The organism is Pseudoalteromonas sp. APC 3224, assembly GCF_030407535.1.
Taxonomy (GTDB): Bacteria; Pseudomonadota; Gammaproteobacteria; order Enterobacterales; family Alteromonadaceae; genus Pseudoalteromonas.
The window spans coordinates 1-26246 of sequence record NZ_JASDDF010000010.1; the positions used below are offsets into that span (position 1 = coordinate 1).

Here is a 26246-nt window from a genome sequence, read left to right on the forward strand (position 1 = left end):
ATATTTCTATTACTTACGAAAATAATAATTATAAATAAGGTTGGCTTTTTGTGTATCGACGCCCTCCATCTCGATTTGGCATAAACTCACTCAGTGTAAAGTTATCACTGTTGATCTCTGGCATCTGTTTAGTGGCAGGTATTTGCGCGGCTGCATTAATGCTCAAGTCAGAAGAAAAACAGCTTGTTTTTGAAGAGCATGAGGTATTAAAGCAATCAAATGAATTATTAATAAACCAGTTTAACAACTTGATAGCGACCAAAGTTAAAATAGCAGAGCAAGCTAATATTGTTGTTAGCGAGCAGCTATTTGAGGGCCAACTGTCTTTTAAAAATAATACTACACAGACAATGCAGCTCACCAATGATGGCTCAGTGCGCAGTGCATCAGCGGATGGACTATCAGCCGCGTTTATTCCCCAAGCTGCATACTCTCCTTTTTATAAACAGCTAATTGCTGATTCTGAATCGCTTTGGAAAGTTATTTCACCTACGTTAATTCAAGATTTCTATAATTTTTACCTTATAACTGAAGATAACTTTATTCGTGTTGCACCACCAAACTGGGCACTTAATGTTCCCGGAGATTATACGTTTAATCAAAGTGAAAGCTTTAATTACGCTAAGTCGTTAACCAATCCACAACGTGATCCGCAGTGGTCTAGGGTTTACTACGATAACGTATGGAACAAATGGGTTGTGAGTTTAATTGTCCCTATTTATAACGATGATGAGTTTTTAGGCGTTACAGGCAGCGATATGTCACTCGACTCCTTAATATCGCAATTACCCGTAGGCGGAAAAGAAAAACACCTTGTAGTATTTGATGAGCAAGGGCAATTATTAGCGCACCCAAACTTAGGTTCTGATAGTTATATAAAATACGGTGAGACAGGTAAAAAGCTGCTACCAGAAGACTTTATTTCCCCAGAACTAAAGCGCGTAATTGATAGCGCTGGACAAATACAGTTACCAGAATATGCCGATTCATTTTCACTAAATGATGAAGACTATATTATCAATATTCACAAAGTGGAAGGCGTAAACTGGTATGTGGGTGTATATCAAAAACGTTCCTCAACGTTATCGGCATTGAAAGATTTAAAACTTAAGTTTTTTGGTTTATTTATTCTGTATGCCATTTTAGTTGCTTTACTATTACACCAAGCACTTTACCAATTGGTATTAAGACGCTTACATTCGTTGGTTTATGCAGTTACTAACTTCGGTAAAGGTCATCTAGAAATTGAGTTTCCAAAAGAAAACAAAGATGAAATTGGCACGCTTAATGGGTCATTCAAAGACATGACCATTGAAATACGTAAACTCATTGATGGCTTAAATCAGCGTATAATAGAGAAAGAAATCGCGGAGAAAGCAGCAAACCGCTTATCTAAAGCGGTTGCGTTCTCGGGTACGGGCGTGGTGATCACCGATGAAAATTTTGTCATTGAATACGTTAATCCAAAAATGTTGGAGATGACTGATTTTGTCGAGAATGATTTCTTGCGCCAGCCATTACTGACAATTATTGCCAATGAGATGACCATGTTGGTAGAGGATATTGACATTGATTTGCGTAATCGTAATTACTGGCGAGGAGATACGCTTATAGAAGCGCTAAATAAGCCGCCAATATGGGTATCGCTCAGTGTGTCACCTATTCGAGAAGATGGTGGTAAAATCACTAGTTACGTGGCATCAGCACAAGATATTTCGTTTGTGAAAGAAAGTCAGCGAAAAATGGAACAGCTCGCTTATTTTGACACACTAACTGGGCTGGCTAATCGTACATTCTTTAGAATGCAACTTAGAAAGTCGATGGCGCTTGCTGAAAGAGGGCGTTACTCGTTTGCTTTATTTTATTTTGATCTGGATGAGTTTAAGCGTATTAACGATACCTTAGGCCATGATGCGGGCGATCAGCTATTGGTTGAAGTGGCAACACGCTTAAAACAGCGCTTACGAGCGGAAGATACCATAGCCCGTTTAGGCGGGGATGAATTTGCTGTTCTACTTAGTGGTATTGAACATCAAAAAGAAGCATCTGAAGTCGCTGACACTATACAAAAAACCTTAAATCAGCCGATAAAACTTGGCAGCAATGAAGTGATTGTTAGTGCAAGTATTGGTATTACCTTAGCGCCTTTTGATAGCCTAGAAGAAGATCAGTTATTAAAGCATGCCGATTTAGCTATGTATGAAGCAAAAGCCAAAGGGCGTAATACCTTCCATTTTTATAGCCAAGATTTAAATGCAGCAGCTAATGAACGATTATTCCTAGAAAATGAGTTGCGTCATGCGATTAAAGAAAAGCAACTCACGTTACATTACCAGCCACAAGTTGATTGTCGCGATAATAGCGTGGTGGGGTATGAAGCATTACTTCGTTGGTTCCATCCTACGCAAGGGTTTATTCCTCCGACTAAGTTTATTCCGATAGCTGAGGCAACGGGTTTAATTGTGGAGCTCGGTAAATGGGTGCTACAACAAGCGTGTGAGTTTACGAAGCGACTAGAACAACAAGGTAGAGCAAGTAATATGTCGATCAATCTGTCAGCAAGACAGTTTAAAGACGCAAGCTTAGTGCCTATGCTGAAAAAAATAATTATAGAGACGCAGATTAATGCTAAAAGTCTGCATCTTGAATTAACCGAAAGCATGCTGATGGGGAATGTTGAAGCGGCTATTGAGCAGTTACATCAACTTAAAAAGTTGGGTATCTCAATTTCTATTGATGATTTTGGTACGGGTTATTCTTCACTGAGTTACCTTAAGCGTTTCCCTGTCGATATTCTTAAAATTGATCGCTCGTTTGTCAAAGATATACCTGAGGATGATAACGACATGGAGATCACTGCGGCCATTATTGCTATGGCACAAAAGCTGAAGCTTGATGTAGTTGCCGAAGGGGTCGAAACAATCGAGCAAGTTGAGTTTTTACAAAATAATAATTGTTTTATTGTTCAAGGCTATTATTTTAGTAAGCCAGTGGCTGAGGATGATATTCCCGCATTATTTGATCAATTAGCAGCGCTAAAAATTATTAAATAAGCAAGAATTGCGGGTTAACCACCCGCAATTTTTACTTTAAATTTTAATCCTTCTAAAATCGCTTTTAATTTGTCGCGATCATCACCTTGTACTTCAATAACACCTTCTTTTACTGCGCCCCCTTGGCCCATCTTACTTTTTATTGTTTTTGCTAACTTTTTCAAATCATGCTGTTGTGGATCAAGACCAACAACCAGCATTACACCTTTACCTTTTCGGCCTTTGGTTTGACGTTCTATGCGAATTGACCCGTCTTTAAATAGTTTTACATCCAGTTCTTTTTCTGGCTTTGGCTGATCAATTCGCCCTGTTGCTGTTGAATACACTAAGTGACTATCACTCATAATTAACCTACTTAAGATTGAATATAATAATGCGGCAAATAATAACAAATTTGTGAAGCAAAGGCGTAATTTTTGCACCTAAGCTGAACACCTTTTAATGCCCCCAAAGATAAAGCAACCAGTTTAAATACCGCAATTATATCTATGAATAAAAGTGTTTAAAGATTTTAAAAAAGCACTTTAAATTGGCTAGCACTATAAAAACATCCATGCTACTATTTCGGCATTGTAGATGTATGGACGTCCAAATGGTTAATTCTTACTTAGAGTATGCTCAACTTAATGTTGAGCCACAGTTAATTCACGCTGAGCTAGAAAAGCTTGAGCAATACCTAAATAAAAATGCTGCACCAGCCGTGCGTTGGGAATATCAAATTCCTGAGCTAGGTGAAGGTGGGGCATGTAGTTTATTTGGTTACCTACAGGATGAGCCGTTTAAACTAAGCGATTATGTCAGCCAAAGTACGCAAACAACTGAAAAATTAGCGCAACTTCAATTGATTGTTGACTACGTCATTGAAAACACAAAGCTTGATTGGTACGGCATTTATCAGAATACCCACACCAATGAAGGGGAGCAGTTATTAAAGCTGGCTTATTTTGGTGCGCCGAGTCGTCCTTTATTTCCGCTTACTGCTGAATTTGCGACTGCCAGCAATAACGTTCAGGTAGCGTTTAGTGGTAAAGGACGCGTTATCAATAACGTTGAGCAATATTTGGCAGCAGGCGGTGAATATTACACCTGCGATCCGAAAGTAAAAGCAGAAGCCTGTTTACCGCTATTTAATGCACAACAGCAATGTATAGGTATTGTTGATGGTGAAGCTTTTAACACTGATTTTTTTGATAAAGCGACGCTCGCGTTATTAATAGCGTGCTGTATTAAAATTCCTCACTTTTTAGTGTAAATAACACTAGTCAATCAAGTGAGTTTTTATGTTAAGCTTATCGCAACAGCTAACCCCTAAATAACGAAGAGATAGCCAATGTTCTCAGTATTAAAACCATTACCAACAGACCCTATTCTTGGCCTTATGGCGGCCTACAAGCAAGATACTAACCCAAATAAGATTGACTTAGGGGTTGGTGTATATAAAGACGAGCAGGGGAATACCCCAGTATTAAAGTCAGTAAAAAAAGCAGAAGCATTTCGTTTAGAAAATGAAATGAGCAAATCTTACATTGGTCTTGCTGGTAATTTAGATTACTGTCAACAAATGGAAAATCTTCTACTAGGTGAACACCCTGCATTATTAGCTAATCGCGTACGCACAGCACAAGCACCTGGTGGTACAGGCGCACTTCGTGTTGCAGCAGAATTTATTGTACGTTGTAATCCAGATGCAACTGTATGGGTTACTAACCCAACGTGGGCTAACCACATTAGCTTATTTGAAGCTGCAGGCTTAACGGTAAAAGAATACCCATACTACGACTACGAAAACAAAGATTTATTGTTTGATGAAATGGTTGAAACACTAACACAGGTGCCTAAGGGCGATGTGGTGTTATTACATGCATGTTGTCACAACCCAAGTGGTATGGATTTAAACGAAACACAATGGAATACTATTGCTGAACTTGCAAAAGATGTGGGCTTTACACCATTAATTGATATTGCATATCAAGGTTTTGGCTCTTCTTTAGAAGAAGATGCGAATGGTTTACGTATTTTAGCCAATGCGGTTGAAGAGTTGATCATTTGTTCATCATGTTCTAAAAACTTCGGCTTATACCGTGAGCGTATTGGTGCCTGTTCAATCATTGCAAAAGACAGTGCAACAGCTGATATTTCAAACTCGGTGTTATTAAGTGTGGTACGTAGCATTTATTCTATGCCGCCAGCGCACGGTGCAGACATTGTAAACACTATTTTAAGCAGCACAGAATTAACGCAGCTATGGCACAGTGAACTTGATGAAATGCGTAACCGTATTAATGGTTTACGTAGTTTAATTAAAGACAGCCTGGCAGCAAAAGATATTGCTCAGGACTTCTCGTTTATTGACCGCCAACACGGTATGTTCTCTTTCTTAGGTATTAATAAAGAGCAAATAGAGCGCCTACAAAAAGAATACGGTATTTACATTGTCGGTTCTAGCCGTGTTAACGTAGCAGGTATTAGCCAGGCAAATATCAACTACTTTGCTAACGCAGTTGCTGATGTTTGTAAGTAATCAGTAAGAAGCTTTGGCTTTTAAATAATAAAAAAACCGCACACTCGTTGCGGTTTTTTATTGTTTCTATAATGGCTTAAAGCCAGCGAATAGCACCTGAAATACGTTCATTATACATATCAACTGGTGAGCCAAGGCTTGCAATTAGCACGGTATCGGCCTGTTTGCCACGATTTATATGGCCAGCATAGCGAGAGTCATTAAAATCATCAGAGCCAATTTCAAAAATTTGGTTATCGCTTGGCACAATAAACACGGTCATAGGCCCAAAGTCAGACTCAAACACTAAATGTAAGCCTCTCTCACCTTGAAAATCGCAAAAGGTAACGTAAGTGACTTTACCAGGCAAATCACTAATTTGACCGCCAAGTAAAGCCAGCTTTTCATTAACAGCTTGTATGCTAATTGGTTGAGTCTTATTTAATGCATAAATTTCATGGTAAACATGAGCTAGTGCATGCTCACCAGCCGTTTGATTAATGCTTTGCTCTTCGCTAAACATAAACGCACTGACTGCAATCACAAATGAAGCCGCTAAGGCCAAATGTACTCGGTCAAACTTAAACCATGAGCGTGCACTAACCACGTTATCCTTTTGCTCAAGTTCATCTGTTCTGGCTTTTTCTTTTAACGAGGTATTTAAAATAATTCGTTCAGCAAGATTGTCAGGCACAGGGACTTCAAGCGCATTGTCGAGTTGTTTATCGAATGCTTTGCTTTCATTCAAAAATTGTTGTCTGTCGGCACTGCTGTTTGCAAATTCCTGTAGCTCTTTGTCCAGCTCATTTGGCTGCGCAATTGTGCGGCGACGAAACTCAAGTTCATCCATTATTTTGATGCTCCTTTAAGTTGTTCATCATCACGGCTTAATGCCTCTTTAAGTTGATTTTTTGCTCGAAATAAACGTGTCATGACCGTATTTTTATTTAAGTTAAGAATGTCTGCAATTTCATCTCCGGTGCAGCCCATTACCACCTGTAGCAACAGCGGCTCTTTGTATTCATCAGCCAATAAAGAAATTTGTCGCTGGATAACGGTTTGTTCCATTGCTGTATCTAAGCTATGGCTGGTTTGATCCACTAGTGTGTCGTTATCTACATCACTGTAATCAAATTGCTTGCGCTCAAAGCGTCTGGCATTCTCACGCCTTAAAATGGTCAGCAACCATGGCTTAGCTGCTTTTTGGTCGAGTAACGAATCAAGCGAGCGCCATGCACGTAAAAAGGTTTCTTGCACTAAGTCATCCGCAATAGTCGGGTCGTTACATAACCAGTAAGCAAAGCGATAGAGTTCCTTGTGATAAACATGAACCAAGGCTTCGTAGCGTTGTTGTTTTTCAGCCATATTTATTAAGACCCGATCATTCGATTTTTTATTTCCAAACATAAGCACTTTTTAATTAAAATTATTATAGGCCAAAAAAGTAACTAAGATTCTTATTAAGAATATAGCTCTTTTAACGCAGATGATGACTTAGCTGTGTGCGATTGATGTTTTTTTAATAAACTAACAATCGCTTCTAAATCAGTGCCGGCCGATTGGTTACCGTACAACTGTGCTTGTAAATTATTTACCTGCGCAGTGAACTGCGAGTTGTTTATCATAGCGCATAAATGGGTGAGAGCTCCTACCTTTTTATCTGTTCGAGTTAGCGCGTATAGATTAAGTGCATCGTAAAATGCTTTATTATCACGGCTTTTAGCAAGTATTTGCAGTGTTTTTAATTCTGCTTGCTGATTGCCTCTATGATTTGCTTGCGCCGTTTGTTGCGCTTCTTTAGCTGAGCGTTTCATAAAGTAAAGAACCAGGGTCACAATCCATAATACGTAACCTAATACGGCTACAATAATAAGCCATAGAGGCGTACTAGTATGGCGTTGCACGCTGAGCGCTGGTTGCGTTGGCTCTGCATCCGTGTTGTTTAAATTACTTTCAACGGGAGGGCTCAGCGAGTTTGCTGGTGCTGTGGTGCTTGGTGTTACCGTAATTGTGCGCTCTGGTAAAGTTGCGTAACTAATTCGGTTCATTTTGGTGTTATACCAAGGCAGGGTAATTTCAGGCAATGTATAGGTGCCTGGGGTTTGTGGAAGTAGCGCAAATGAGGCGCTTTGCTGTGATACCACTCGACCATCGCGCACTGCATTATTAGTTTCTTTTTCATCCGGGTAGCTGCGAATACCATCAATAGTAGGCATATCAATTTCGGGTAGTTGCTCTTTAGTCACCCCTAAGGCGGTAAGCATAATAGTGCGTGTTATTGGCGTGCCGGCTTCAACGGTATTATCGTCTGGTTGCCATTGCTCGGTTAGACTTACTAATTCACTGGGTAACCAATCACCTTGATAATTCTCAGGGATGGGTTTGATTTCAATCTGTTGTTCATCGCCAAGTGCCGACACCTCTAGTTGGCGATAGTTTTGTTGAACACGCCCTTGAAAAACCGGTGCTTCAATGGTGTATGCACCACTTTTTTGCGGCTGAATTAAATAATTACGAGTGATCACTAAATAACGTTTACCGTTAACCAGTTCATAATCTTCACTTTGCTTACCTAGCTGGGTGAGTTGAGCATCTTCCATGCTTGGTGTGCTTAAGCTGCCATCAAGTAGCTCTTTAGCTAAGTAAAGTTTAATGGTGTAAACGCCAGCCTCTTGCACAAATAAGCTGTTATTTGTAAGCGAGCTTTTTAAAAATATATCATCATTTTTGCCCGCATCGCTGCTTCGCTCTTTTACCGACAAGTTTATCGGTTGAGAGCTGAGCCCTGCAACACTAAAAGAAGGAATTGTGTATTCGCCAGCTTTGCGAGTCATTAACTTAACAGACCACGATGTTTGTTTTTTAATGCTGCCGTTAATAATGTTGGTGCGGCTACTTAAGCTCATAGGGCCGACTACGAAATCCTTTAACAGCGCTGAAGTATCGGGTTGTTGCCCTTTGATTGAATCATCAACGCTAATATTGAGCATAAAAAACTCACCCGCCAGTACCGGGTTTTTATCAACGCTTGCCTCTAATGAAGTGGCGGCCATTAATGGCATGGCAGTTAATAGCAATAAACAGCAAAATAATCGCATTACCATGATTTTTCTACTCCTGTTGGACGGCGTTGATATTGTCTTTTTTGGGCTTCTAATTGCATTTTGTTTCTTAATAAAATAGCGGGATCGTCGGGCACTTTTCTTAGTAACTGATTTAGTTGCTGTGCTTTCTCTTTTTCTTCATTAGTAAGTTCAGCCGCCTGTGCCTGCATAGCTTGTTGTTGTGCTTGCTGCTTTTGCTCATCAGATGGCGGTTGCTCATTCATTTGATTGGGTTGACTCTGTTGCTCGTCTTGCTGAGGCTTACTATCGTCGTCTTTGTTCTCGTCTTGCTGGTTTTGTGATTGAGCTTGCATGTCAGGCTGATTTTGCTCATCTGACTGCTCACCAGATTGGCTTTGTTGATCTTTTGATTGCTCCGAGGGTTCACTCGATTGCTGCTCTTCACTGTTTTGGCTGTCATCTTCGCTTTTATCTGCGTTGTTTTTATCGCCATTCTTTTGCTGATCTTGTTTTGATTTATCTGCACCATCTTGACTTTGCTCATCTTGATTTTGCGAATCATTTCCTTGTTGGTTTTCCTGGTCTTGCTGTTGCTTAAGTAACTGCTCAACTAACGCTTGGTTATCGGCTGCTCGGGTAAAATCAGACTGTAGTGATTGCGCTTGTTTGTAAGCGTTTATAGCAGCCTCTAATTGTCCGGCTTTAGCCAGTGTATTACCGTAATTGTAATAACCAGTGGCTGATTTATCTTGACTAAATTCGTTCAGAGCGCTTTCAAACTGACCTTGCTGATACAATGCAGCGCCTTTGAGAGCGCTGGACTTCGCTTGCGCTGCTTGTTGATACTCTTGGTTGTTGTAAGCTTCTAATGCACGCTGATCGGTATTTTTAAATAGTGTTGGTAACTCTACTGCATGAGCATTTTGCTGAGGTATAAAGCTTAGCAATAGCACCGCACCAATAAACGCAGAGCGTCTAAATAAGTATAGAGCTAAGGGCAGTAAAATAAGCAAGCCATAAATGCCAGCATCGATTCGCCACAAGGCTAAATTGGGTTTTTCACTTTTTAGTATTTCACTGTTTGCTTGCGGTGAAAAAATGGCAATATCACTATTGCTTGGTTGATAATTAGCGTACTGGCCGCCACTATTTTTTGCTAGTCCTTTAAGTAAAGAACCATTGAGTGTGGGCACTACAATTTGGCCGTAACTATCTTTTAAAAATCCGCCTTCAGGTAACTTTATTGGTGCACCTTGCTCAGTGCCAATACCGTAAATATTTAGTCGATACTGGCTACTGTTAGTAAAACCACTTATATCACTTTGCTGTTGTTGTTCAATACCATCGGTGATCAAAATAATATCACCATCTAGGTAGCCTGCTTGAGTGAGCAGCTCTTGTGCCATGTCTAAACCTGCCAGCACGTTTGAGCCTTTATCAGGCATAATTTCAGGGCTTAAGCTAGGAATAAGGTTGGCGAGGGTGGTTGCATCATTGGTCAGTGGAGAAATGGTATAGGCAGTGCCTGCGTAGGCTACTAATGCAGTATCACCTTCTTTAAATAACTCAATCATATCGAGGGCTTTAAAGCGAGATTGCATTAATCTATTAGGAGCAATGTCGGTGCTATACATAGAGTACGACATATCCATTACAATAATGCGGGCACTTTTGCTTTGAAATACAGGGACTTGTTTTTCCTCAAAACTTGGGCCTGCACTAAATATAATGGCTAAACTGCAAAATAACGCAACTAGCCACAGCGGCTGACGAGCCTGATTGTTTGCTTCACTCATAACAAATTGTGCTAAATGTGGCGCAATAAGTGGCGCCGATTGGGCTTTTTTCTCTTTAAGCATGGCAATAAAAAACAGCCCTAGCGCAGGGAGTAGCAGCCATAAAATAGCGGGGCGAATAAACTCAAAATCCATTAGCTTGGCTCCTTCAATGCACGTACTGTTTTTAAAAATGCCATTGCACTTATTAATAGAATGGCCAGTAATAACGGATAATAAAACAAGGCTGTTTGCGGGCGAAAGGTCTGCTCATCGGCACTAATTGGCTCGAGTTTATCAAGCTCTGCATAGATTTGTTGCAGCCCAGCGACATCTTTGGCTCTAAAGTACAGACCCCCTGTTTGTTCGGCAATATTTTTCAGTAAACTCTCATCTAAATTACTTCCTCCAGAGCCCATATTAAATAAACTAAAGCCACGAGGATTATCTGAGCCGACTCCGATGGTGTACACTTTTATGCCTTCTTCACGAGCTAGTAATAGGGCATCTTCGGGATCAAGGTTTCCTGCGGTGTTTTGTCCATCTGTTAGTAACACCACAATGCGATTACTTTCTTTTTTACTAGCAAAGCGTTTAACAGATAAGCCCAAAGCGTCACCAATAGCCGTGGCACGTCCTACTAAACCTATTTGTGCTTCAGTAAGCATTTTGCTGACGGTTTTTACATCACGAGTGAGAGGTGTTTGCAAAAACGCGGTATCACCAAACAATATTAGCCCAAGTCTGTCGCCTTGACGCTGCTCTATAAAATCGCTAAGCACTGCTTTAACCATAGTTAAACGGTCAACATATTGGCCATTATAAGCCATGTCTTGTTCTGTCATTGAGCCCGATAAATCCACAGCGAGCATAATGTCGCGACCTTCATTAGGCAGCGATATAGGCTCATCTAACCAAGTAGGGTTAGCCGATGCTGTTACTAATAATGCCCATAGCAACCATTCAAGAGTGTTTAACTTACGTGCACTGGGCTCTACATGTTGATTATTTAAATTATGCGATGCAAAACTTGGGATGCGTAAACGTGTCGTTGCATTACTTGCTGCGGGTTTTAATAGCAGTAACGTTAAAGGAAGCGGCAGTAATAAAAACAGCCATGGCCAGCTAAATTCAAACATGCAGTGGCTCCTTTAGCTTAAATTGTTTAATAGCTTGGCGAAACTTATCACTGAGTGCCGGAGGTGTTTGTGCTGTGCTATATAGGCTTGAAATTTCATCTTCATTAAAACGAATTGCAGCAAGTTGACTTAGGGTTTTACACCACTTAGCTGTGGATTGCGCTGCTAAGCGTGGATCGTAATAGGTGATCACTAAACGCTTTAAAATAATATGCAATTGCTGCGCTGATTGTTGTTGATTTGCTAATTTAATCGCCTTACGTTTTGGTTTTTTAAATTGATAGTTTTTGTACATAATTATAATTAAGCCACACACTAAGCACAGTGCAATGCTAATAACTACCCACCAAGCAGGGGCTAACGGCCACCAGTCAACGTGAGAGGGAGCAATAATATCGTGAAGGCCATCAAGTGGAGAGGTTTGCATGATTTATCTTCTCACTAATTGCAGTTCCAGCGCAGTGGCTGCATCGAATGATAATAGGTTAAGCCCAGATTTTGTTAAACGATTAATACGCGCGCTAAATGCTTGCTCGGCATTTTTGGCAAATCGTTCTCTAAAACTGTTATCCATCAAAGGGAGGGCAAACTGCTGATTATTAGCACTTACCGTAACCGCTTGTTGGAAAGCAGGTAACTTATGCTCGAAGGGGTCGCTAATATGGCAGCCTATTAACTCACAGTGCCGCGCAAGTAATTCGAGTTGTTTAAAGCTGGAGTCATCTAAGGCGTTAAAATCGGATACGATATAAACCAAACTACCGGGTTTAGCTAAGTGATTTAAACGCTTAAGGTTGTCACTAAAGTTATTACTGGCAGGTTTATCAATATTTTCAAGTGCCTGCTGATGGGCGTCGCATAAATTATGACACAGCTTTAACACGGCCTTTTCACGGGCACTAGGTTTAAGCTCTAAATGCGAGTGCTGATTAAACACAACACCGCCAATTCTATCGCCACGTTGGCAAGCAGACCACGCAACCAAGGCACTAATATGTGCAGCTTGCACCGACTTTAATAATAATTGAGAGCCAAATAACATGGAGTTTGAAAAGTCAGTAAATACAAATACCGGGCGTTCTTTTTCTTCTTGAAAAAGTTTGGTGTGGGTTTCACCGGTACGAGCCGTGACCCGCCAATCAATAGAGCGTATGTCATCACCGTGTTGGTAATGGCGCACTTCGGCAAACTCCATGCCACGGCCTTTATGCGGCGCTAGATATTGCCCCGCTAAAGTATTTTTTATTCTAACTTTAGGTGCCAGCTCAAGCAGTTGCGCTTTTGCTTTATAATACATCAGCTCTTTAAGCGATAAATTAACACCATGGCTATGACTTAATTTAAGCCATGCCTGAGAATCAAAGTGTGTTTGCATAACTTAAGGTACAGCAACTAGTTCAACAATACGGCTAATAACCTGATCTTTTGTAATACCATCGGCCTGTGCTTCGTAACTTAAAATAATGCGATGGCGTAATACATTATGTACCACAGCTTGAATATCGTCAGGCGATACAAAATCACGACCACTTAACCACGCATGAGCGCGGGCACATTTATCCAAAGCAATCGTGGCACGTGGGCTGGCGCCGTATTCAATCCAGCGGCCAAGTTGCTCATCTAAGTTTGCGCCTTCTCGAGTAGCAATAATCAACTGAACTAAGTATTGCTCTAGTGGCTCTGCTAAATACAGACCCAAAATCGCTTTTCTAGCGGCAAACAACTCTGCTTGCGAAATTTGCTCAAGCACTGGAACTTCATCATTAAGTGCTTCACCACGGGTTAGGCGTAAAATATCAAGCTCGTGCTCAGCCCCTGGATAATTAATACTTAAATGTAATAAAAAGCGGTCTAATTGCGCCTCAGGTAGTGGGTAGGTCCCTTCTTGCTCAAGCGGGTTTTGCGTTGCCATCACTAAAAACAGGTCACTAAGTGGATACGTATTTTTGCCCACAGTAACTTGGCGCTCGGCCATTGCTTCTAATAAAGCTGATTGTACTTTTGCTGGTGCTCGGTTTATTTCATCCGCTAATATGAGATTATGAAATAAAGGGCCTTTTTCAAACACAAACTCACTGGTTTGTTGACGATAAATATCAGTGCCGGTTACATCGGCAGGTAATAAGTCTGGGGTAAACTGAACACGCTGAAACGAGCCTTCAATACCTTTTGCTAAAGCATTAACCGCTCGCGTTTTTGCAAGCCCCGGAGGGCCTTCAACAAGTAAATGACCATCGGCTAATATAGCAATTAAGAGTGCTTGAGTGAGCGCTGGCTGGCCAATAATTTGGGTGTCTAAATACGTTTTTAAGTTTGAAAATGCGTTAGCTGCCATAATAAGTGGACTGTCCTCGTCAGCTTAAATAATACCTAAAGTGGTTAGGTAACAAATACTGAGCTAGTTATAAGGTTTATAAGTGGATAACTCAAGAGTTAGACTGATTTTTTGAAAATAGTTCGTTATTTTTTAACGCTTTTTAGCCTAACACAAAACTTTGTAAAACCTGCTAAAAAAGCCTATTGTATTACCCTTACACAATGTATGTAGTGATTTACAATGGCGCTTTATGATTAATTTACGTTTATCTATTGGCTTTATCACACGGGTTGTTTAGAATCGAGGAAAACATACAGGTCTGACCTGTCAGCGGGAGAGAATAATAAATGTCTGAGCAAAACATACTTAAAACACCAAAAGGCGACCGTATTGCCATTGTAAGCGGCCTACGTACTCCTTTTGCTAAGCAAGCAACTGCGTTTCACCATGTACCAGCATTGGATATGGGTAAGCTAGTAGTTAATGAAATGCTTGAGCGATTAAATTTCGACAAGTCAGAAATCGATCAACTGGTTTTTGGTCAAGTAGTACAAATGCCAGAAGCGCCAAATATTGCACGTGAAATTGTATTAGGTACAGGTATGCCAGTTGGCGTTGATGCATATTCAGTGTCACGTGCGTGTGCAACTAGCTTTCAAGCAATTGCAAATGTTGCCGAATCTATTATGGCAGGCTCTGTAAACGTGGGTATTGCTGGAGGTGCCGATTCATCGTCTGTATTGCCAATTGGTGTAAGTAAAAAATTAGCCGGCAGTTTAGTCGATTTAAACAAAGCCCGTACGCTTGGTCAGCGTTTAAAAATATTCTCAAAACTACGTTTAAAAGATTTATTGCCAGTACCGCCAGCGGTTGCTGAGTACTCAACGGGTTTATCAATGGGACAAACAGCTGAGCAAATGGCTAAAACCCATAATATTAGCCGTGAAGAGCAAGATGCTTTAGCACATCGTTCTCACTCATTAGCAACTCAAGCTTGGGCCGATGGCAAGTTAAAAGATGAAGTAATGACGGCACACTTACCGCCTTATAAAAGCTTTATTGAAGAAGATAACAATATTCGTAAAAACTCAACGGTTGAAGGCTACGCTAAGCTTAAACCGGTATTTGACCGTCAGCACGGCTCTGTGACTGCCGCTAATGCAACCCCATTAACCGATGGCGCAGCTGCAGTGTTAATGATGAGCGAAAGCAAAGCAAAAGCATTGGGTTACGAAATATTAGGCTACGTACGCAGTTTTGCGTTTTCAGCTATAGGCGTAGAAAAAGACATGCTAATGGGGCCTGCCCACTCAACACCAATCGCGCTTGATAGAGCAGGTATTACGTTAGCTGATTTAGACCTTATTGAAATGCATGAAGCGTTTGCATCGCAAACCTTAGCGAATATGAAAATGTTTGCTTCAGATAAATTTGCACAAGAGCACTTAGGGCGTAATAAAGCCATAGGTGAAATTAACATGGATAAGTTTAACGTTAACGGCGGTTCACTCGCTTATGGTCACCCATTTGCGGCAACCGGCGCGCGTTTAATTACACAAAGCTTATACGAGCTTAAGCGTCGTGGCGGTGGTTTAGCGTTAACGACTGCCTGTGCTGCGGGTGGTTTAGGTGCAGCCTTTGTATTGGAGAGTGCGTAATGACAGATTCAGTATTTAATTTAACGGTTGATGATAACAAAATAGCCGTGGTAACCATTGATGTGCTGGGTGAAAAAATGAATACCCTGCGTGACAGCTTTGCTGATGATTTAAAAGCATTATTAGCACAAGCTAAAGAGCATGCAGTGAAAGGTATGGTATTTATTAGTGGCAAAAGTGATAACTTCATTGCCGGTGCTGATGTAAAAATGCTAGACAACGTTGAAAAACGCGAAGATGCATTAGCTATTAGTGAGTTATGCCATCAAGCATTTTTTGATATGAAAAAACTACCGTATACCACGGTTAGTGCTATTCACGGCGCTGCTTTAGGTGGTGGTTTAGAGTTTGCTTTAGCATGTGATTATCGCGTTGGTACAGATAGCGATTTAACTAAAATTGGTTTACCAGAAGTACAACTAGGTTTATTGCCTGGCGGTGGTGGTACACAACGCTTAACTAAAATCGTGGGTATTCAAAAAGCCCTTGAGTGGATGCTAACTGGTAAGCAAATTCGTCCAAAACAAGCTAAAAAAGCCGGTGTATTGGATGATTGTGTTCCACAAAGCGTACTGCTAAAAGTGGCCAAAGAGTTTGCTGCGAAGAAAAAGCCACAAGCTAAAGAGCCTAAACTTGATAAGGTCAGCAAGTTATTAGAATCAAACCCGTTTGGTCGTAACTTTATCTTTAAAAAAGCTAAAGAAAACGTACTTAAAAAAACCGGTGGTCACTACCCAGCGCCGCTTGCGATTATTAAAGCGGTTCGTGCAAGCGTAGAGCTTGATGAAATGAAAGCGTATAAAACCGAAGCCGAAGGCTTTGCTACGTTAGTAATGAGTGATGAGTCTAAAGCACTTCGCGGTATTTTCTTTGCAACCACTGAAATGAAAAAAGAATGGCGCAACGATGACGCTCCTGCGATTAGTAAAACTGCTGTGTTAGGTGGCGGATTAATGGGCGCAGGTATTGCTCATGTAAGTGCGGTTAAGGCTAAATTGCCGGTACGTATTAAAGATGTGGCAGAGCAGGGCATAAGTAATGCCATGAACTACACATACAAAATCTTAGATAAACGCCTTAAGCGCCGTATTATGTCTAAAGCTGATATGCAGTTAACCATGAACCGCATTACTGGCACTACGGATTACAGCGGCTTTAAGCACATAGATTTAGTGATAGAAGCGGTATTTGAAGATTTAGAGCTTAAGCAAGGTATGGTTGCTGATGTTGAGCAGCAATGCCAAGCGAATACTATTTTTGCAAGTAATACTTCGTCATTACCTATTTCGCAAATTGCAGCAAAAGCAGAACGCCCTGAAAATGTAATTGGTTTACATTATTTCTCGCCAGTAGAGAAAATGCCACTGGTAGAGATCATTCCTCACGAAGGCACGTCACAAGAAACCATTGCTCGTGTAGTTAACTTTGCACGTAAGCAAGGTAAAACGCCAATTGTAGTAAAAGATATGGCTGGTTTTTATGTAAACCGTATTTTAGCGCCATACCTTAATGAAGCGGCTAACTTAATGCTTGCTGGTGAGCCGATTGAAAAAATAGATGCGGCTTTAGTCGAGTTTGGTTTTCCGGTTGGACCGTTGGCACTGCTGGACGAAGTGGGTATTGATATTGGATCTAAAATTGCGCCAATTCTTGAAAAAGAATTGGGTGAGCGCTTTAAAGGGCCTGATGCTTTCTCGCGCATGATTGATTCAAAACGTCTTGGTCGTAAAACAGGGCGCGGTTTTTATGAATACGACAAGAAAGGCAAAAAGGTCGATGAGTCAGTCTATGAGCTACTAGGTGTAACCCCAGCCCCACGTTTAAATAAAAACGAAATTGCTAAGCGCTGTGTTTCACAAATGCTTAATGAAGCGGCTCGTTGTTTAGATGATGGTATTATCGCAGGCCCGCGTGATGGTGATATTGGTGCTATTTTTGGTATTGGTTTCCCACCGTTCTTAGGTGGCCCGTTTAGCTACATGGACAAATTAGGTGCGAGTAAAATAAGCTCTGATATGTCTACACTGGCTAACAGCAATGCCATTTTTGCACCCTGTGAATCACTGGTTGCAATGGCTGATAAAGGCGATAAGTTTTACACTACAGTCACTAAAACAGCTGAAGTTGAGTCAGATCAGTCAGATGATAAATCGACTGATACTCAAAATGAGATGACTGAGCACAAAGATTAATGTTTTAAGTTAACGTAAAAAAGCCGCAAATTATGCGGCTTTTTTTATGTTTGATAATCAGAAAATATAGAGATATATACGCTTATTTACAGTAAGGCTTCAATAGCCTGTTTGTCTTTATCTGGCATGTTGTCGACCACCAAATTAAATGAATTATCAATCATACGCTCAATTTCACCTTGTGGTATTGAGCCGTCTAAAATCACTGTATTCCAAAGGCGTTTATTCATATGATAACCTGGAATCACCGAAGGAAAAATATCTCGTAATGACTGTGCTTCATCAGGGTCGCACTTTAAGTTTAGCCACCAAATAGGTTCGCCGTTTTCATCGGTTTCACCCTCATTGCTCAGTGCAAGGGTGGCGAACATCTTATGGTTTACTTTATATACATCAACATCTTTAGCAAAAGGTTGCGTTAGTTTAACTAACGGTTTGTTCATTAAATAAGTATGTACAGTTTGTTGGTTCATGAGCCATTCCTTGAGGTCATAATCGATATCTTAACCATAGCATTTTTTCATTAGCTTTGTGGCATGAAATATTATTTGAGCTTATTATTTCTTAATTTATAGACTAATATATTGGAAGTTAGTTAAACCAGTAACTATGTTGGAACTGGAAATGTAAATAAAGTTTTTTTGTTAAGCACTGGCTAAACAGATTTAGGCAAAGACAAGTATGCAGTAACAGCAGCATCACGTTTTGTCAGGTCTGTTTGGTACGAGTGTTTACTATACGTAGTGCAATACGAGACAGGCTCTCCGACACTTAATAAAAAATCATTATGGTCGAAATTGCTCAATACTTTTTTCCAGCGCTCTTTGACTTTAACTGGCGCGCAGGGCAAAGAGTCCAAAATACGTTTAGACTCCTCAAAGTTGCTATTAATAGCGACATTGAGCATATCGTCGTTTGCAGCCCCAAGCCAACTTGTACCACTGGTACCCACACATAAAAGTGGCATATAAGGCGCAAGCGCTGGGCATACATCATTTCTATACACGTCAACCTTCCAATAGCGACGAGCTATTTTTACAAACTGAGCAAAATCCTTTATTGATGTAAAGTTTGATGTAGCTAAGGATAAAATCTCTATTCTAGGTTTATTGGCATTTACGGTGTCGTTAGCAACATCAATATACCAAGGACCAAGTATCAATGCGTTTTGAAAGTATTCATCTCGCAGTGAGCCCCATGCTTTTTGTAAAGAGCTACCTTGTACAATTAGATTTTTTAATAAACTGAGCCCAGGTTTTTTAGTGGTAGGTAATACCGTTTGCAGTAGTGCAAATACCTCATCGCGTATTTCTCTACAGCGGCCAATAGGGTAAGGTTTTTCTGCAAAGTAAGGAATTGATGGTGCAAGTTTTAAATCAGCTAATAAGCGTAAATGAGCTAGATCAGCACATATCAATGCACATTGTTCTGGTGTAAAGTGTTCATTAAGCACGTATATTCCTTTGAGTGATTGTTTAATTCTAGTCCTGAAAGGTCATCAGACCCTAATGGAAAATGAATACTTTCAAATTATATGTGATTTTAGCGTAAATCCTTGGGAGTAGGGTAATTTGGATGAACTACATTTTTATGGGCATGAATCGAAGGGATGGGTGCTTCAGGCTTGGCTTTAATGAGCTTAACCAAGGTACTTAAATCGTATTTAGGTTCGCCGTAAAATTCATGCCAAGCTTGCGGAATACTGTTTGGATCTGCCGCTTTAATTACATGTGCCATCCATTGCTTTCTCAGTTCGGCCCACTCCTTAGTTTGTTTTCCACTTTCGGTAATCCCTAAAATTGGCCTTAATTCAACATACAGTGTTCTTCTTGCACCTTGGCTGCGCTTTACTCCTGAACTATGTAAAACCATTATGTCATGAACTATGATGTCACCTGCTTTAGCGGGTTGTTGTACTACATTAGGAATATCCCACCCGTATTGATTGGAAAGTGCGTAAATATCTAAAATTTTATGCTGAGTATTTGGTACGTAGCGTAAACAGCCATCTTCTAAAAGAGCGTTGTCAAGGTATATACCAATATTTAAATAAGGATATTGCCTAGAATGAGGAGCATCCTGATGCCAGGTAATATGAGGGTGTGGGTACGGGTATTTATAAGCTACATCTAATTGCAAGGGGACTGCGCCATCTCCTACCAGTTCTTTATAAACTTCGATGAGTGGTGGGCTAGCTAATAGTTCAATTATTAATTCAGGTGACTCGAATAGTAAGTCGTTATAACGAAAAAGACGAGGCACACCTGAGTCTGTTGAGATACAACATTGATTATTGAGTTGCCCATTGTGAAAATTCTCTAGTGCTGATGCTTCTAATTTATCTGAAAAACGTTGTAACTTTTTAAGTAAGGTTATCGAAAGTGCATTTTCAAAGTGAACAAAACCGTTTTTTAGGAAAAAGTCATGTTTATTTGAGGATATTTCCATAAATTAAATTGTCCTTTTTATTTTAAACAAAGTTCATCCATTTTTTGCAAACTATATATTTGGAAGCGTTTCTATCCAGCGACAGTCTCTGATCCACTTGACCATTACAGGGTAACCTTTGTTTGGGCAAGTCATTTGCCATGCTTGTAATAATGGAAACCCAAAACCATTCCCATTTTCAAAAGCATGCTTTAACGTCTTACTCGCACCTTTATAAGCATCTTTATGAAAGATAATATCTAGTGATAATGACAAATGAATAGCTGCTGCAACAGCCCAAGCTGTCGCAGCCATTTCTTCTGCGTGCATAGCTTGTTTCTCTCTGCCCGCAAGCAAGCCATTCTTATAAAAGTCAGCATCTAATAGGGGCCTAAAAATTGGCTCACAGACAGCAATATGCCCAGCCTCATGAAGGATATCACCAGGATAGAACCCATTGACAAAATCAAGCAATAAAACGCCTTTTTCTAGCTTAAGGCCGGGCAAAAAAGTTCTTTCGTCTAAGGTTTGATACCGGTGCTTTATTCCGATATGAGTAAGAAAGGCGAGAATTTTTTCAATCTCAGTGTCCATGCCACTCCCTGTATTTAGCAATTACAATTGTTGCTTACAATAATATAGCACTCTATTCTAACTAAGTTTAGTCAGCGTTAATAAATCAATTTAAGGTGTTTTGCTTGTCTAAAATCAGGCGCGAAAAGGAGTTATTATGCAAAATGAATTGAGAGTAAAAGTACCTCCTCTGAAAACAACAATGCAGAGCATATTGCCCTGTTATAACGAAACTGGGCGTTTAGGTTTATTTCAATTAAAGCGAATGTGGCACAAAGTACAGTTTCAAAAGCAAGGCTGTGCAGATAAAAAAATAATAGAAGATGAATGGTCACTCGATGTGATGATCATGGATATTTTAGGCTTAGGGCTCACACCGACAATAGAGTCTATTTTTGCGAGTGATAGTTTTTTAACATTCGAAAACTGGGTAGAGCAGCATTATGGTATGGCTATTTCAAAGACGGCTAAAAGTGAGTTAAATGAAAAGATAGCTGCATTTTTCCAGCAAAAGGGCCTTAAACAACAAAAAATATTGCTAAATCAGCCTCGTCATTACGTTCTAACATCGCAGCAGTGGCAAAGCTGGGATGATAATGGTTACGTTATTATTCCTGAGCTAGTGGAAAAAACGCTATGTGAAGACGTTTGTAACATGGTATATGAACGTTTGAATATGGATAAACATAATCCTGTTTCATGGTATCGAAATCATGAACTTAAACAGGGAATTATGGTACAAATTTTTAATGATATAACCATGCAGGTTATTCGGCATCAGCCTCAGGTGCGAGATGTATTTGAGCAATTGTGGGGTGAAAACAATTTAACTGTAAGCACTGATAGGCTTAGTTTTAATCCACCTCAGACAGAAAGTTGGCGATTTCCTGGGCCAAATCTTCACTGGGATATAAACTTTAATAAACCGCTCAGATTTGCAACGCAAGGATTACTATACCTTACTGACGTTGCCGCTGAACAAGGTGCATTCAGTTGTGTACCTGGCTTTCATAAAAAAATAGACAACTGGCTTGCTAGTTTACCTAAAAATACCAATCCACATCATTTTAATTGCCAACAATGGCACAGTACTCCATTAGCTGCAAAAGCAGGTAGCTTAATTGTATGGCGACATACATTACCGCACGGTAGTTGTTCAAATAAGGGGAGTACACCTCGAATTGTACAATATATAAATATGACTCCATTAAATAAGTAGCTAAACAGCTCTCGATATAGGGAATAAGTAATGCTGTGTAATGGGGTGTAATGTTTTTTATTTTTAACTTATGCCAAAATTATACATAACTTATTGTTAAAAATAAGTAGATAGACTTTTCAAGTAAGCGACTATTAAAAATAATAGAATTAAAAAGTTGTATTCTACGTCTTGTGAGTTAATCTACTTACTGAACGTAATATTAATTTGCGACGTGTTTTTTCATGGTAGGATTGGTGTAAAGGAGTGCTTAAGTATGAATCTACATGATTCATAGTCTACAGCGAGTTTGGAATATGCGGCCCCCCACATTGATGAGCTATTAAAACATTCAATACGTACCCAGCTTGAGTCTCTTCTAAAATCTAGATTAACAACTGAACAACGCCCAAGTTGAACACCTTTAATTAGTGAACGCTTTTGAGGCCATACATGATCAAGTTGTGCAATCAGTAATATTGATAAAATGGATGGCTTCACAGTTTAATTGCTACATCATTGTACGCTAAGAAATATATATTATAAATTATAAGGAGTGTGTGGTGCTACACCATCAATTGTCTAAGTCAGCCGCATGTATTAGTGAAGAGCCAGTTGTAACTGGGTTACTTAATCAAGCACTGCGCGATCAAATTAGTTTGCTTAAACAGCAACCAGCTACAGCGTTGACTCTACAGCAGTCTTTTTTAGCAATCGCAGATCAAGCACTGACTGAAAGAGAGGATGCTGTGTTAATTGAAAAACTTTTTGTTGACGCTTACGAAGAAGCAATAAAAGTCCTTAGGCAAGCTCAATTGCATGAAGTTGAAATGACAAAACAGTATATTAATCAACATGGCCTAGTGATGTCGGTTTTAAACTGCACAACAACAATAAAAGATGTACATCGCAACACCCGTTTCTACAAAGGGATTTTTGAGCTTATTAATGATTTACAACAACGGGATTCGCAAATAAATATTGTCTACCCAGCTTGTGGGCCATTCGCCCCGTTATTATTACCTATTTTGCTGTATATGGATCAGCAAAAAATTATTTCACCACAAAAAGTACGCATTTCTTTAGTCGATATTCAACCTGGAGCGATCAAATCTCTCAAGGTGTTAGTTAATGAGTTGCAACTTAATGACTATATCGATGGCATTTACGAGGCTGATGCTGCTTTGTTTAAAGGTAACAAAGCGTTTGATATTTTTATTGCTGAGGCATTTCAGCATGGTTTTTCTAAAGAAGCTCATTTGAGTATATGCAGAAACTTTGCCTCTCAACTAAGCCATCATGGAGTAATGTTACCGTGTAAAATCATGGTTAATGCTGCATTAGTTAATTGCCAACGAGAATATGTTGAACAGTGGCTGCAACCGCAAAGCGATGCTGCGAATCCGATATTAAATCAAGATACGTTGAATGAAAGAATTGAGCTGGGAAATATATTAACTCTTGATCGTCATAGTTTGCTCACGCTAGACATAATTGCTCTTGGAGAACAACAAGTTGTACGCTGTAACACAGTTTCTATTCCTCAAACAGCCACTGATGTAAGTGAACTAACGCTTGTCCTTTACGCTGAAGTAATGACGTATAATGGGCATTGGTTACAGCAATATCAGTCAGGCATTACGCATCCATTGCCTATGTTTTCGGTATGTATTGATTTTGTACCTAAGGCCCCCGCAGTAGATGGTTTATTACTTACAAAAAAAGATAAAATAGATTTTTATTATAAGCTTACCGGTTTGACAGGTTTTTTGCCGACGAAAGCTGACGAAGAGGTACACTATGGAGCAAATTAGCAAGGTAGTGTTATTTACTTCAAGTTGTTTATCTATACCTACGATTGATATGTTGATACAGCGCCAGTTGTTAGTCGCTGTAGTATTAGTGCCAACGCAAACAAATAACATGCAAAGCGAAATTGGTCAATTGCAAGCACATTGCACATCACAAAATATACAATTTTCAGTATGGAATAATGATGATACGTTGCTTGCACAACTTGATGATTGGCAAGTATCAATGGCCTTGAGCTGTTTTAATGCGGGAACTCAAAGTCAAACGATTATTGATTTTTTTCATGGTAATGCTTATGGAATTTACCCTGCAAAGTTATCAGATTATCAAGGTACTGATCCACTCTACTGGCAAATTAGAGAGCATCAAGATAATTTGTTACTAACTGTTTATCGCTTAAGCTGCGAACACCCCCTACAATTTTCGTTACAGCAGAGTATAGCCATTCATCCATTTGATACTTATCAAAGCCTTGCTATTCGCGTTGCATCTGCAATCCCACAAGTGTTGAGTATTTTCTTCGAACAATTTGATAATTTGCATTGGCAATCAGATACCGACATTGAACAAATCAAGGTCGCGACAGCCCTGAACTATGATAATTTAACATTGTCTTTTGAACAGTACAGCGCGGTTGATTTAGTCGCGGCGGCAAGAGCGGGTAACCCGCTTTATGGTGGCTTTATTTTATCGGGTAAATTTGGTGATTTTAATGTGCTACAAGCATCCTTTGTTGATCAAGCCTCATTCACAGAGCCAGCTGGTACGGTCTTAAGTATTGACAAGTCACAAGGGTTAGTTGTGCAGACTAAACAAGGCTCAGTGGCATTAGATATTGTTTCATGTCAGTTTGGGTGTATTTCAGGTTATCGTTTTGCATCTTTAGCTAATATTACAGCTGGTATGCAATTGTAATTATATAAATTATTTTAAAAGGAAATACGTTATGAGCGCAGACCCATTTTTAGGCGAAGTGGAGATTTTTGCAGGAAATTTTGCCCCTAGAGGTTGGGCTATATGTGCAGGACAGCTATTGAGTATTGCTCAAAATACCGCCCTTTTTTCACTTGTTGGTACTACTTATGGTGGTGACGGCCGTTCGTCAATGGCGTTACCAGATATCAGAGGACGTACACCGGTAGGTGTTGGTAGTGGGGCTGGCTTGTCCAGTCGTGAGTGGGGCCAGCTTGGCGGAAGAGAATTTAGTAAAATTACATCTAATAATTTGCCACCGATGCAAAGTGCGATTGCATTGCCAAGTTTTGCACAGTCAGTTTCTGTCAGTATTCCTGGGCAGACGATAAGTGGAGTAACGGGATCTGCAAACATTGCAACAACACAAGATGCTAATAGTGGAGAACCAACAGCAGGTGCAGTACTTGCTACGGTTGTTGCTGGTGGTGGGCCTGATAAACAAGAAAAAATATATCAATCTACGGCACCAAGTTCATTGATCAGTATTGGTAATGTGACAGTTGATACATTTGATGTTCCAGCACAAGATAACATTGCCCTAACTCTGCCCGCGAATAGTTTAACAGGTATCGTTAATTTACATGGTGGTGGCCAATCGCTTTATTCTCAGTCACCATTTGTTGCTATGCATTATATCATCGCCATGCAAGGGATTTATCCGAGTCGGAGTTAACTATTTATGTCGCGTCATTATCATTTTATCGCTGGTTTACCGAGGACTGGTTCAACATTATTGGCTGGTATATTACGGCAAAACCCCGATTTTCATGCCGATATGTCAACCCCTGTAGCTGGTTTTGTTACTAGTTTACTTGAGCAAATGGGAGCTGGGAGCGAGTTTGCTAGTAGCATAAGCTCAGCGCAGCGCTTGAATATATGTCATGGAGTTTGGTCTGGGTATTACCAAGATGTTGAAAAGCCCATTATTTTTGATACCAATAGACTGTGGACTGCAAAGCTTAATATCTTAAATTCCTTATTTGGTAATGATTTTAAAGTGATTTGTTTAGTCAGAAATCCAGCTTGGATAATGGACAGTTTTGAACGTGTCTATAGGCAAAACAGTCTTGAATTTAGCCGTATTTATTCCCCCGCAGCACGACAAAACGTGTATACCCGCTGTGAGCACATTGCGTCTAATCAAGGGCCTTTTGGTAGTGCTTGGGCTGCGCTAAAAGAAGGTTTTTATGGTGAGTTTTCGGATCAGTTATTACTGATCGACTACGATTTGCTCGTAAGTAAACCTGAAAAGAGTGTGGCTCTAATTTATCAGTTTTTAGGCTTACCGAACTTTGCGCATGACTTTGAAAATGTAACATATAACGCCAGTGAATTTGATAAAAACTTAGGTGCAGATGGCTTACATACAGTGAAAAATAAAGTGGCTTTTACTGGGCGTAAAACTGTACTCCCCCCAGAACTATTTAAAAAATACAGTGATATGGCTTTTTGGTTAGAACCACAAGGCAGTAACGCAAGTTTAATAACACAAAAAACACCTTAATTTACCAGTTATGGTATTAAAAACGTTGTTCTCCATAAATATATTAAAGGATTGAATA

Annotated in this window: 23 protein-coding genes; 10 read left to right on the top strand and 13 right to left on the bottom strand. The window is 39.9% G+C overall.

Annotated elements, in window-relative coordinates; translation table 11 throughout:
- Positions 1-50 precede the first annotated feature (50 nt).
- Entirely contained in the window at positions 51-3053 is a 3003-nt protein-coding gene (locus QL989_RS06905; RefSeq protein WP_290169283.1) for an EAL domain-containing protein, read from the top strand.
- Positions 3054-3067: 14 nt separating this feature from the next.
- Here QL989_RS06905 and QL989_RS06910 read toward each other — a convergent pair whose 3' ends face one another.
- Entirely contained in the window at positions 3068-3397 is a 330-nt protein-coding gene (locus QL989_RS06910) for a translation initiation factor (protein ID WP_008114484.1), read from the bottom strand.
- A 248-nt stretch (positions 3398-3645) separates the two neighbouring features.
- On the opposite strand from QL989_RS06910, the gene QL989_RS06915 reads away from it, so the two are divergent.
- Both QL989_RS06915 and QL989_RS06920 read left to right on the top strand, forming a co-directional pair.
- Positions 3646-4305, top strand: a complete 660-nt coding sequence (locus tag QL989_RS06915) for a GAF domain-containing protein (protein WP_010391323.1) — start codon at positions 3646-3648, stop codon at positions 4303-4305.
- A 78-nt stretch (positions 4306-4383) separates the two neighbouring features.
- Entirely contained in the window at positions 4384-5574 is a 1191-nt protein-coding gene (locus QL989_RS06920) for an amino acid aminotransferase (RefSeq protein ID WP_138606275.1), read from the top strand.
- 76 nt (positions 5575-5650) lie between these two features.
- On the opposite strand, the gene QL989_RS06925 is transcribed toward QL989_RS06920, so the two are convergent.
- Genes QL989_RS06925 through QL989_RS06960 form a run of 8 tightly spaced genes read right to left on the bottom strand, consistent with a single transcriptional unit; the run spans position 5651 to position 13867 of the window.
- The gene (locus QL989_RS06925; protein WP_290169286.1) at positions 5651-6403 is read right to left on the bottom strand and encodes a DUF3379 family protein; all 753 of its coding nucleotides are present in this window, start codon (positions 6401-6403) and stop codon (positions 5651-5653) included.
- Positions 6403-6960, bottom strand: coding sequence for a sigma-70 family RNA polymerase sigma factor (locus QL989_RS06930; RefSeq protein ID WP_036933611.1), 558 nt, complete (start codon positions 6958-6960; stop codon positions 6403-6405). The genes QL989_RS06925 and QL989_RS06930 overlap by 1 nt, the downstream gene beginning before the upstream one ends.
- A 53-nt stretch (positions 6961-7013) precedes the next feature.
- Positions 7014-8657, bottom strand: coding sequence for a BatD family protein (locus tag QL989_RS06935; protein WP_290169287.1), 1644 nt, complete (start codon positions 8655-8657; stop codon positions 7014-7016).
- On the bottom strand, positions 8651-10549 hold the full coding sequence (locus QL989_RS06940) for a VWA domain-containing protein (RefSeq protein ID WP_290169288.1): 1899 nt from the start codon (positions 10547-10549) through the stop codon (positions 8651-8653). The genes QL989_RS06935 and QL989_RS06940 overlap by 7 nt, the downstream gene beginning before the upstream one ends.
- Positions 10549-11532: a VWA domain-containing protein gene (locus QL989_RS06945; RefSeq protein WP_055011727.1), complete on the bottom strand. Its 984-nt coding sequence runs from the start codon at positions 11530-11532 to the stop codon at positions 10549-10551. Before QL989_RS06945 ends, QL989_RS06940 begins: the two co-directional genes overlap by 1 nt.
- The gene (locus QL989_RS06950) at positions 11525-11959 is read right to left on the bottom strand and encodes a DUF4381 domain-containing protein (RefSeq protein WP_290169290.1); all 435 of its coding nucleotides are present in this window, start codon (positions 11957-11959) and stop codon (positions 11525-11527) included. Before QL989_RS06950 ends, QL989_RS06945 begins: the two co-directional genes overlap by 8 nt.
- Before the next feature lie 3 nt (positions 11960-11962).
- Positions 11963-12907 (bottom strand): DUF58 domain-containing protein, encoded by a 945-nt coding sequence (locus QL989_RS06955; RefSeq protein ID WP_290169291.1) that lies wholly within the window; start codon positions 12905-12907, stop codon positions 11963-11965.
- A 3-nt stretch (positions 12908-12910) separates the two neighbouring features.
- The gene (locus tag QL989_RS06960; protein ID WP_054202134.1) at positions 12911-13867 is read right to left on the bottom strand and encodes a MoxR family ATPase; all 957 of its coding nucleotides are present in this window, start codon (positions 13865-13867) and stop codon (positions 12911-12913) included.
- A gap of 329 nt (positions 13868-14196) precedes the next feature.
- On the opposite strand from QL989_RS06960, the gene fadI reads away from it, so the two are divergent.
- Together fadI and fadJ are read left to right on the top strand one after the other, a co-directional pair.
- Entirely contained in the window at positions 14197-15507 is a 1311-nt protein-coding gene (fadI, locus tag QL989_RS06965; RefSeq protein WP_290169292.1) for an acetyl-CoA C-acyltransferase FadI, read from the top strand.
- Positions 15507-17699, top strand: a complete 2193-nt coding sequence (gene fadJ, locus QL989_RS06970; RefSeq protein ID WP_290169294.1) for a fatty acid oxidation complex subunit alpha FadJ — start codon at positions 15507-15509, stop codon at positions 17697-17699. The genes fadI and fadJ overlap by 1 nt, the downstream gene beginning before the upstream one ends.
- Positions 17700-17785: 86 nt before the next feature.
- Here the strand turns inward: fadJ and QL989_RS06975 are convergent, their stop codons facing one another.
- The 4 genes from QL989_RS06975 to QL989_RS06990 all read right to left on the bottom strand — a co-directional run bounded on the left by QL989_RS06975 (position 17786) and on the right by QL989_RS06990 (position 20720).
- Positions 17786-18172, bottom strand: a complete 387-nt coding sequence (locus tag QL989_RS06975; protein ID WP_054202136.1) for an MmcQ/YjbR family DNA-binding protein — start codon at positions 18170-18172, stop codon at positions 17786-17788.
- Between the two features lie 182 nt (positions 18173-18354).
- On the bottom strand, positions 18355-19152 hold the full coding sequence (locus QL989_RS06980) for a hypothetical protein (RefSeq protein WP_290169297.1): 798 nt from the start codon (positions 19150-19152) through the stop codon (positions 18355-18357).
- An 89-nt stretch (positions 19153-19241) separates the two neighbouring features.
- On the bottom strand, positions 19242-20147 hold the full coding sequence (locus tag QL989_RS06985; RefSeq protein ID WP_290169300.1) for a phytanoyl-CoA dioxygenase family protein: 906 nt from the start codon (positions 20145-20147) through the stop codon (positions 19242-19244).
- Positions 20148-20198: 51 nt separating this feature from the next.
- A complete protein-coding gene (locus QL989_RS06990) occupies positions 20199-20720 on the bottom strand; it encodes a hypothetical protein (RefSeq protein ID WP_138606259.1) in 522 nt (173 codons plus the stop codon).
- 136 nt (positions 20721-20856) lie between these two features.
- On the opposite strand from QL989_RS06990, the gene QL989_RS06995 reads away from it, so the two are divergent.
- The 5 genes from QL989_RS06995 to QL989_RS07015 all read left to right on the top strand — a co-directional run bounded on the left by QL989_RS06995 (position 20857) and on the right by QL989_RS07015 (position 26188).
- Positions 20857-21918: a phytanoyl-CoA dioxygenase family protein gene (locus QL989_RS06995; RefSeq protein WP_198522241.1), complete on the top strand. Its 1062-nt coding sequence runs from the start codon at positions 20857-20859 to the stop codon at positions 21916-21918.
- A gap of 542 nt (positions 21919-22460) precedes the next feature.
- Positions 22461-23711 (top strand): hypothetical protein, encoded by a 1251-nt coding sequence (locus QL989_RS07000; protein WP_198522240.1) that lies wholly within the window; start codon positions 22461-22463, stop codon positions 23709-23711.
- Positions 23698-24624 (top strand): hypothetical protein, encoded by a 927-nt coding sequence (locus tag QL989_RS07005; RefSeq protein WP_198522239.1) that lies wholly within the window; start codon positions 23698-23700, stop codon positions 24622-24624. Before QL989_RS07000 ends, QL989_RS07005 begins: the two co-directional genes overlap by 14 nt.
- 31 nt (positions 24625-24655) lie before the next feature.
- A complete protein-coding gene (locus QL989_RS07010) occupies positions 24656-25357 on the top strand; it encodes a tail fiber protein (protein WP_198522238.1) in 702 nt (233 codons plus the stop codon).
- A 6-nt stretch (positions 25358-25363) separates the two neighbouring features.
- On the top strand, positions 25364-26188 hold the full coding sequence (locus QL989_RS07015; RefSeq protein WP_096793458.1) for a sulfotransferase: 825 nt from the start codon (positions 25364-25366) through the stop codon (positions 26186-26188).
- Positions 26189-26246 lie beyond the last annotated feature (58 nt).

What these genes read in the sequence shown, in the direction of transcription:
- QL989_RS06910 (WP_008114484.1), bottom strand. Translation starts at nt 3,397, where the DNA reads ATGAGTGATAGTCACTTAGTGTATTCAACAGCAACAGGGCGAATTGAT.
- QL989_RS06915 (WP_010391323.1), top strand. Translation starts at nt 3,646, where the DNA reads ATGGTTAATTCTTACTTAGAGTATGCTCAACTTAATGTTGAGCCACAG.
- QL989_RS06920 (WP_138606275.1), top strand. Translation starts at nt 4,384, where the DNA reads ATGTTCTCAGTATTAAAACCATTACCAACAGACCCTATTCTTGGCCTT.
- QL989_RS06925 (WP_290169286.1), bottom strand. Translation starts at nt 6,403, where the DNA reads ATGGATGAACTTGAGTTTCGTCGCCGCACAATTGCGCAGCCAAATGAG.
- QL989_RS06930 (WP_036933611.1), bottom strand. Translation starts at nt 6,960, where the DNA reads ATGTTTGGAAATAAAAAATCGAATGATCGGGTCTTAATAAATATGGCT.
- QL989_RS06935 (WP_290169287.1), bottom strand. Translation starts at nt 8,657, where the DNA reads ATGGTAATGCGATTATTTTGCTGTTTATTGCTATTAACTGCCATGCCA.
- QL989_RS06940 (WP_290169288.1), bottom strand. Translation starts at nt 10,549, where the DNA reads ATGGATTTTGAGTTTATTCGCCCCGCTATTTTATGGCTGCTACTCCCT.
- QL989_RS06945 (WP_055011727.1), bottom strand. Translation starts at nt 11,532, where the DNA reads ATGTTTGAATTTAGCTGGCCATGGCTGTTTTTATTACTGCCGCTTCCT.
- QL989_RS06950 (WP_290169290.1), bottom strand. Translation starts at nt 11,959, where the DNA reads ATGCAAACCTCTCCACTTGATGGCCTTCACGATATTATTGCTCCCTCT.
- QL989_RS06955 (WP_290169291.1), bottom strand. Translation starts at nt 12,907, where the DNA reads ATGCAAACACACTTTGATTCTCAGGCATGGCTTAAATTAAGTCATAGC.
- QL989_RS06960 (WP_054202134.1), bottom strand. Translation starts at nt 13,867, where the DNA reads ATGGCAGCTAACGCATTTTCAAACTTAAAAACGTATTTAGACACCCAA.
- fadI (WP_290169292.1), top strand. Translation starts at nt 14,197, where the DNA reads ATGTCTGAGCAAAACATACTTAAAACACCAAAAGGCGACCGTATTGCC.
- fadJ (WP_290169294.1), top strand. Translation starts at nt 15,507, where the DNA reads ATGACAGATTCAGTATTTAATTTAACGGTTGATGATAACAAAATAGCC.
- QL989_RS06975 (WP_054202136.1), bottom strand. Translation starts at nt 18,172, where the DNA reads ATGAACCAACAAACTGTACATACTTATTTAATGAACAAACCGTTAGTT.
- QL989_RS06985 (WP_290169300.1), bottom strand. Translation starts at nt 20,147, where the DNA reads ATGGAAATATCCTCAAATAAACATGACTTTTTCCTAAAAAACGGTTTT.
- QL989_RS06990 (WP_138606259.1), bottom strand. Translation starts at nt 20,720, where the DNA reads ATGGACACTGAGATTGAAAAAATTCTCGCCTTTCTTACTCATATCGGA.
- QL989_RS06995 (WP_198522241.1), top strand. Translation starts at nt 20,857, where the DNA reads ATGCAAAATGAATTGAGAGTAAAAGTACCTCCTCTGAAAACAACAATG.
- QL989_RS07005 (WP_198522239.1), top strand. Translation starts at nt 23,698, where the DNA reads ATGGAGCAAATTAGCAAGGTAGTGTTATTTACTTCAAGTTGTTTATCT.
- QL989_RS07010 (WP_198522238.1), top strand. Translation starts at nt 24,656, where the DNA reads ATGAGCGCAGACCCATTTTTAGGCGAAGTGGAGATTTTTGCAGGAAAT.
- QL989_RS07015 (WP_096793458.1), top strand. Translation starts at nt 25,364, where the DNA reads ATGTCGCGTCATTATCATTTTATCGCTGGTTTACCGAGGACTGGTTCA.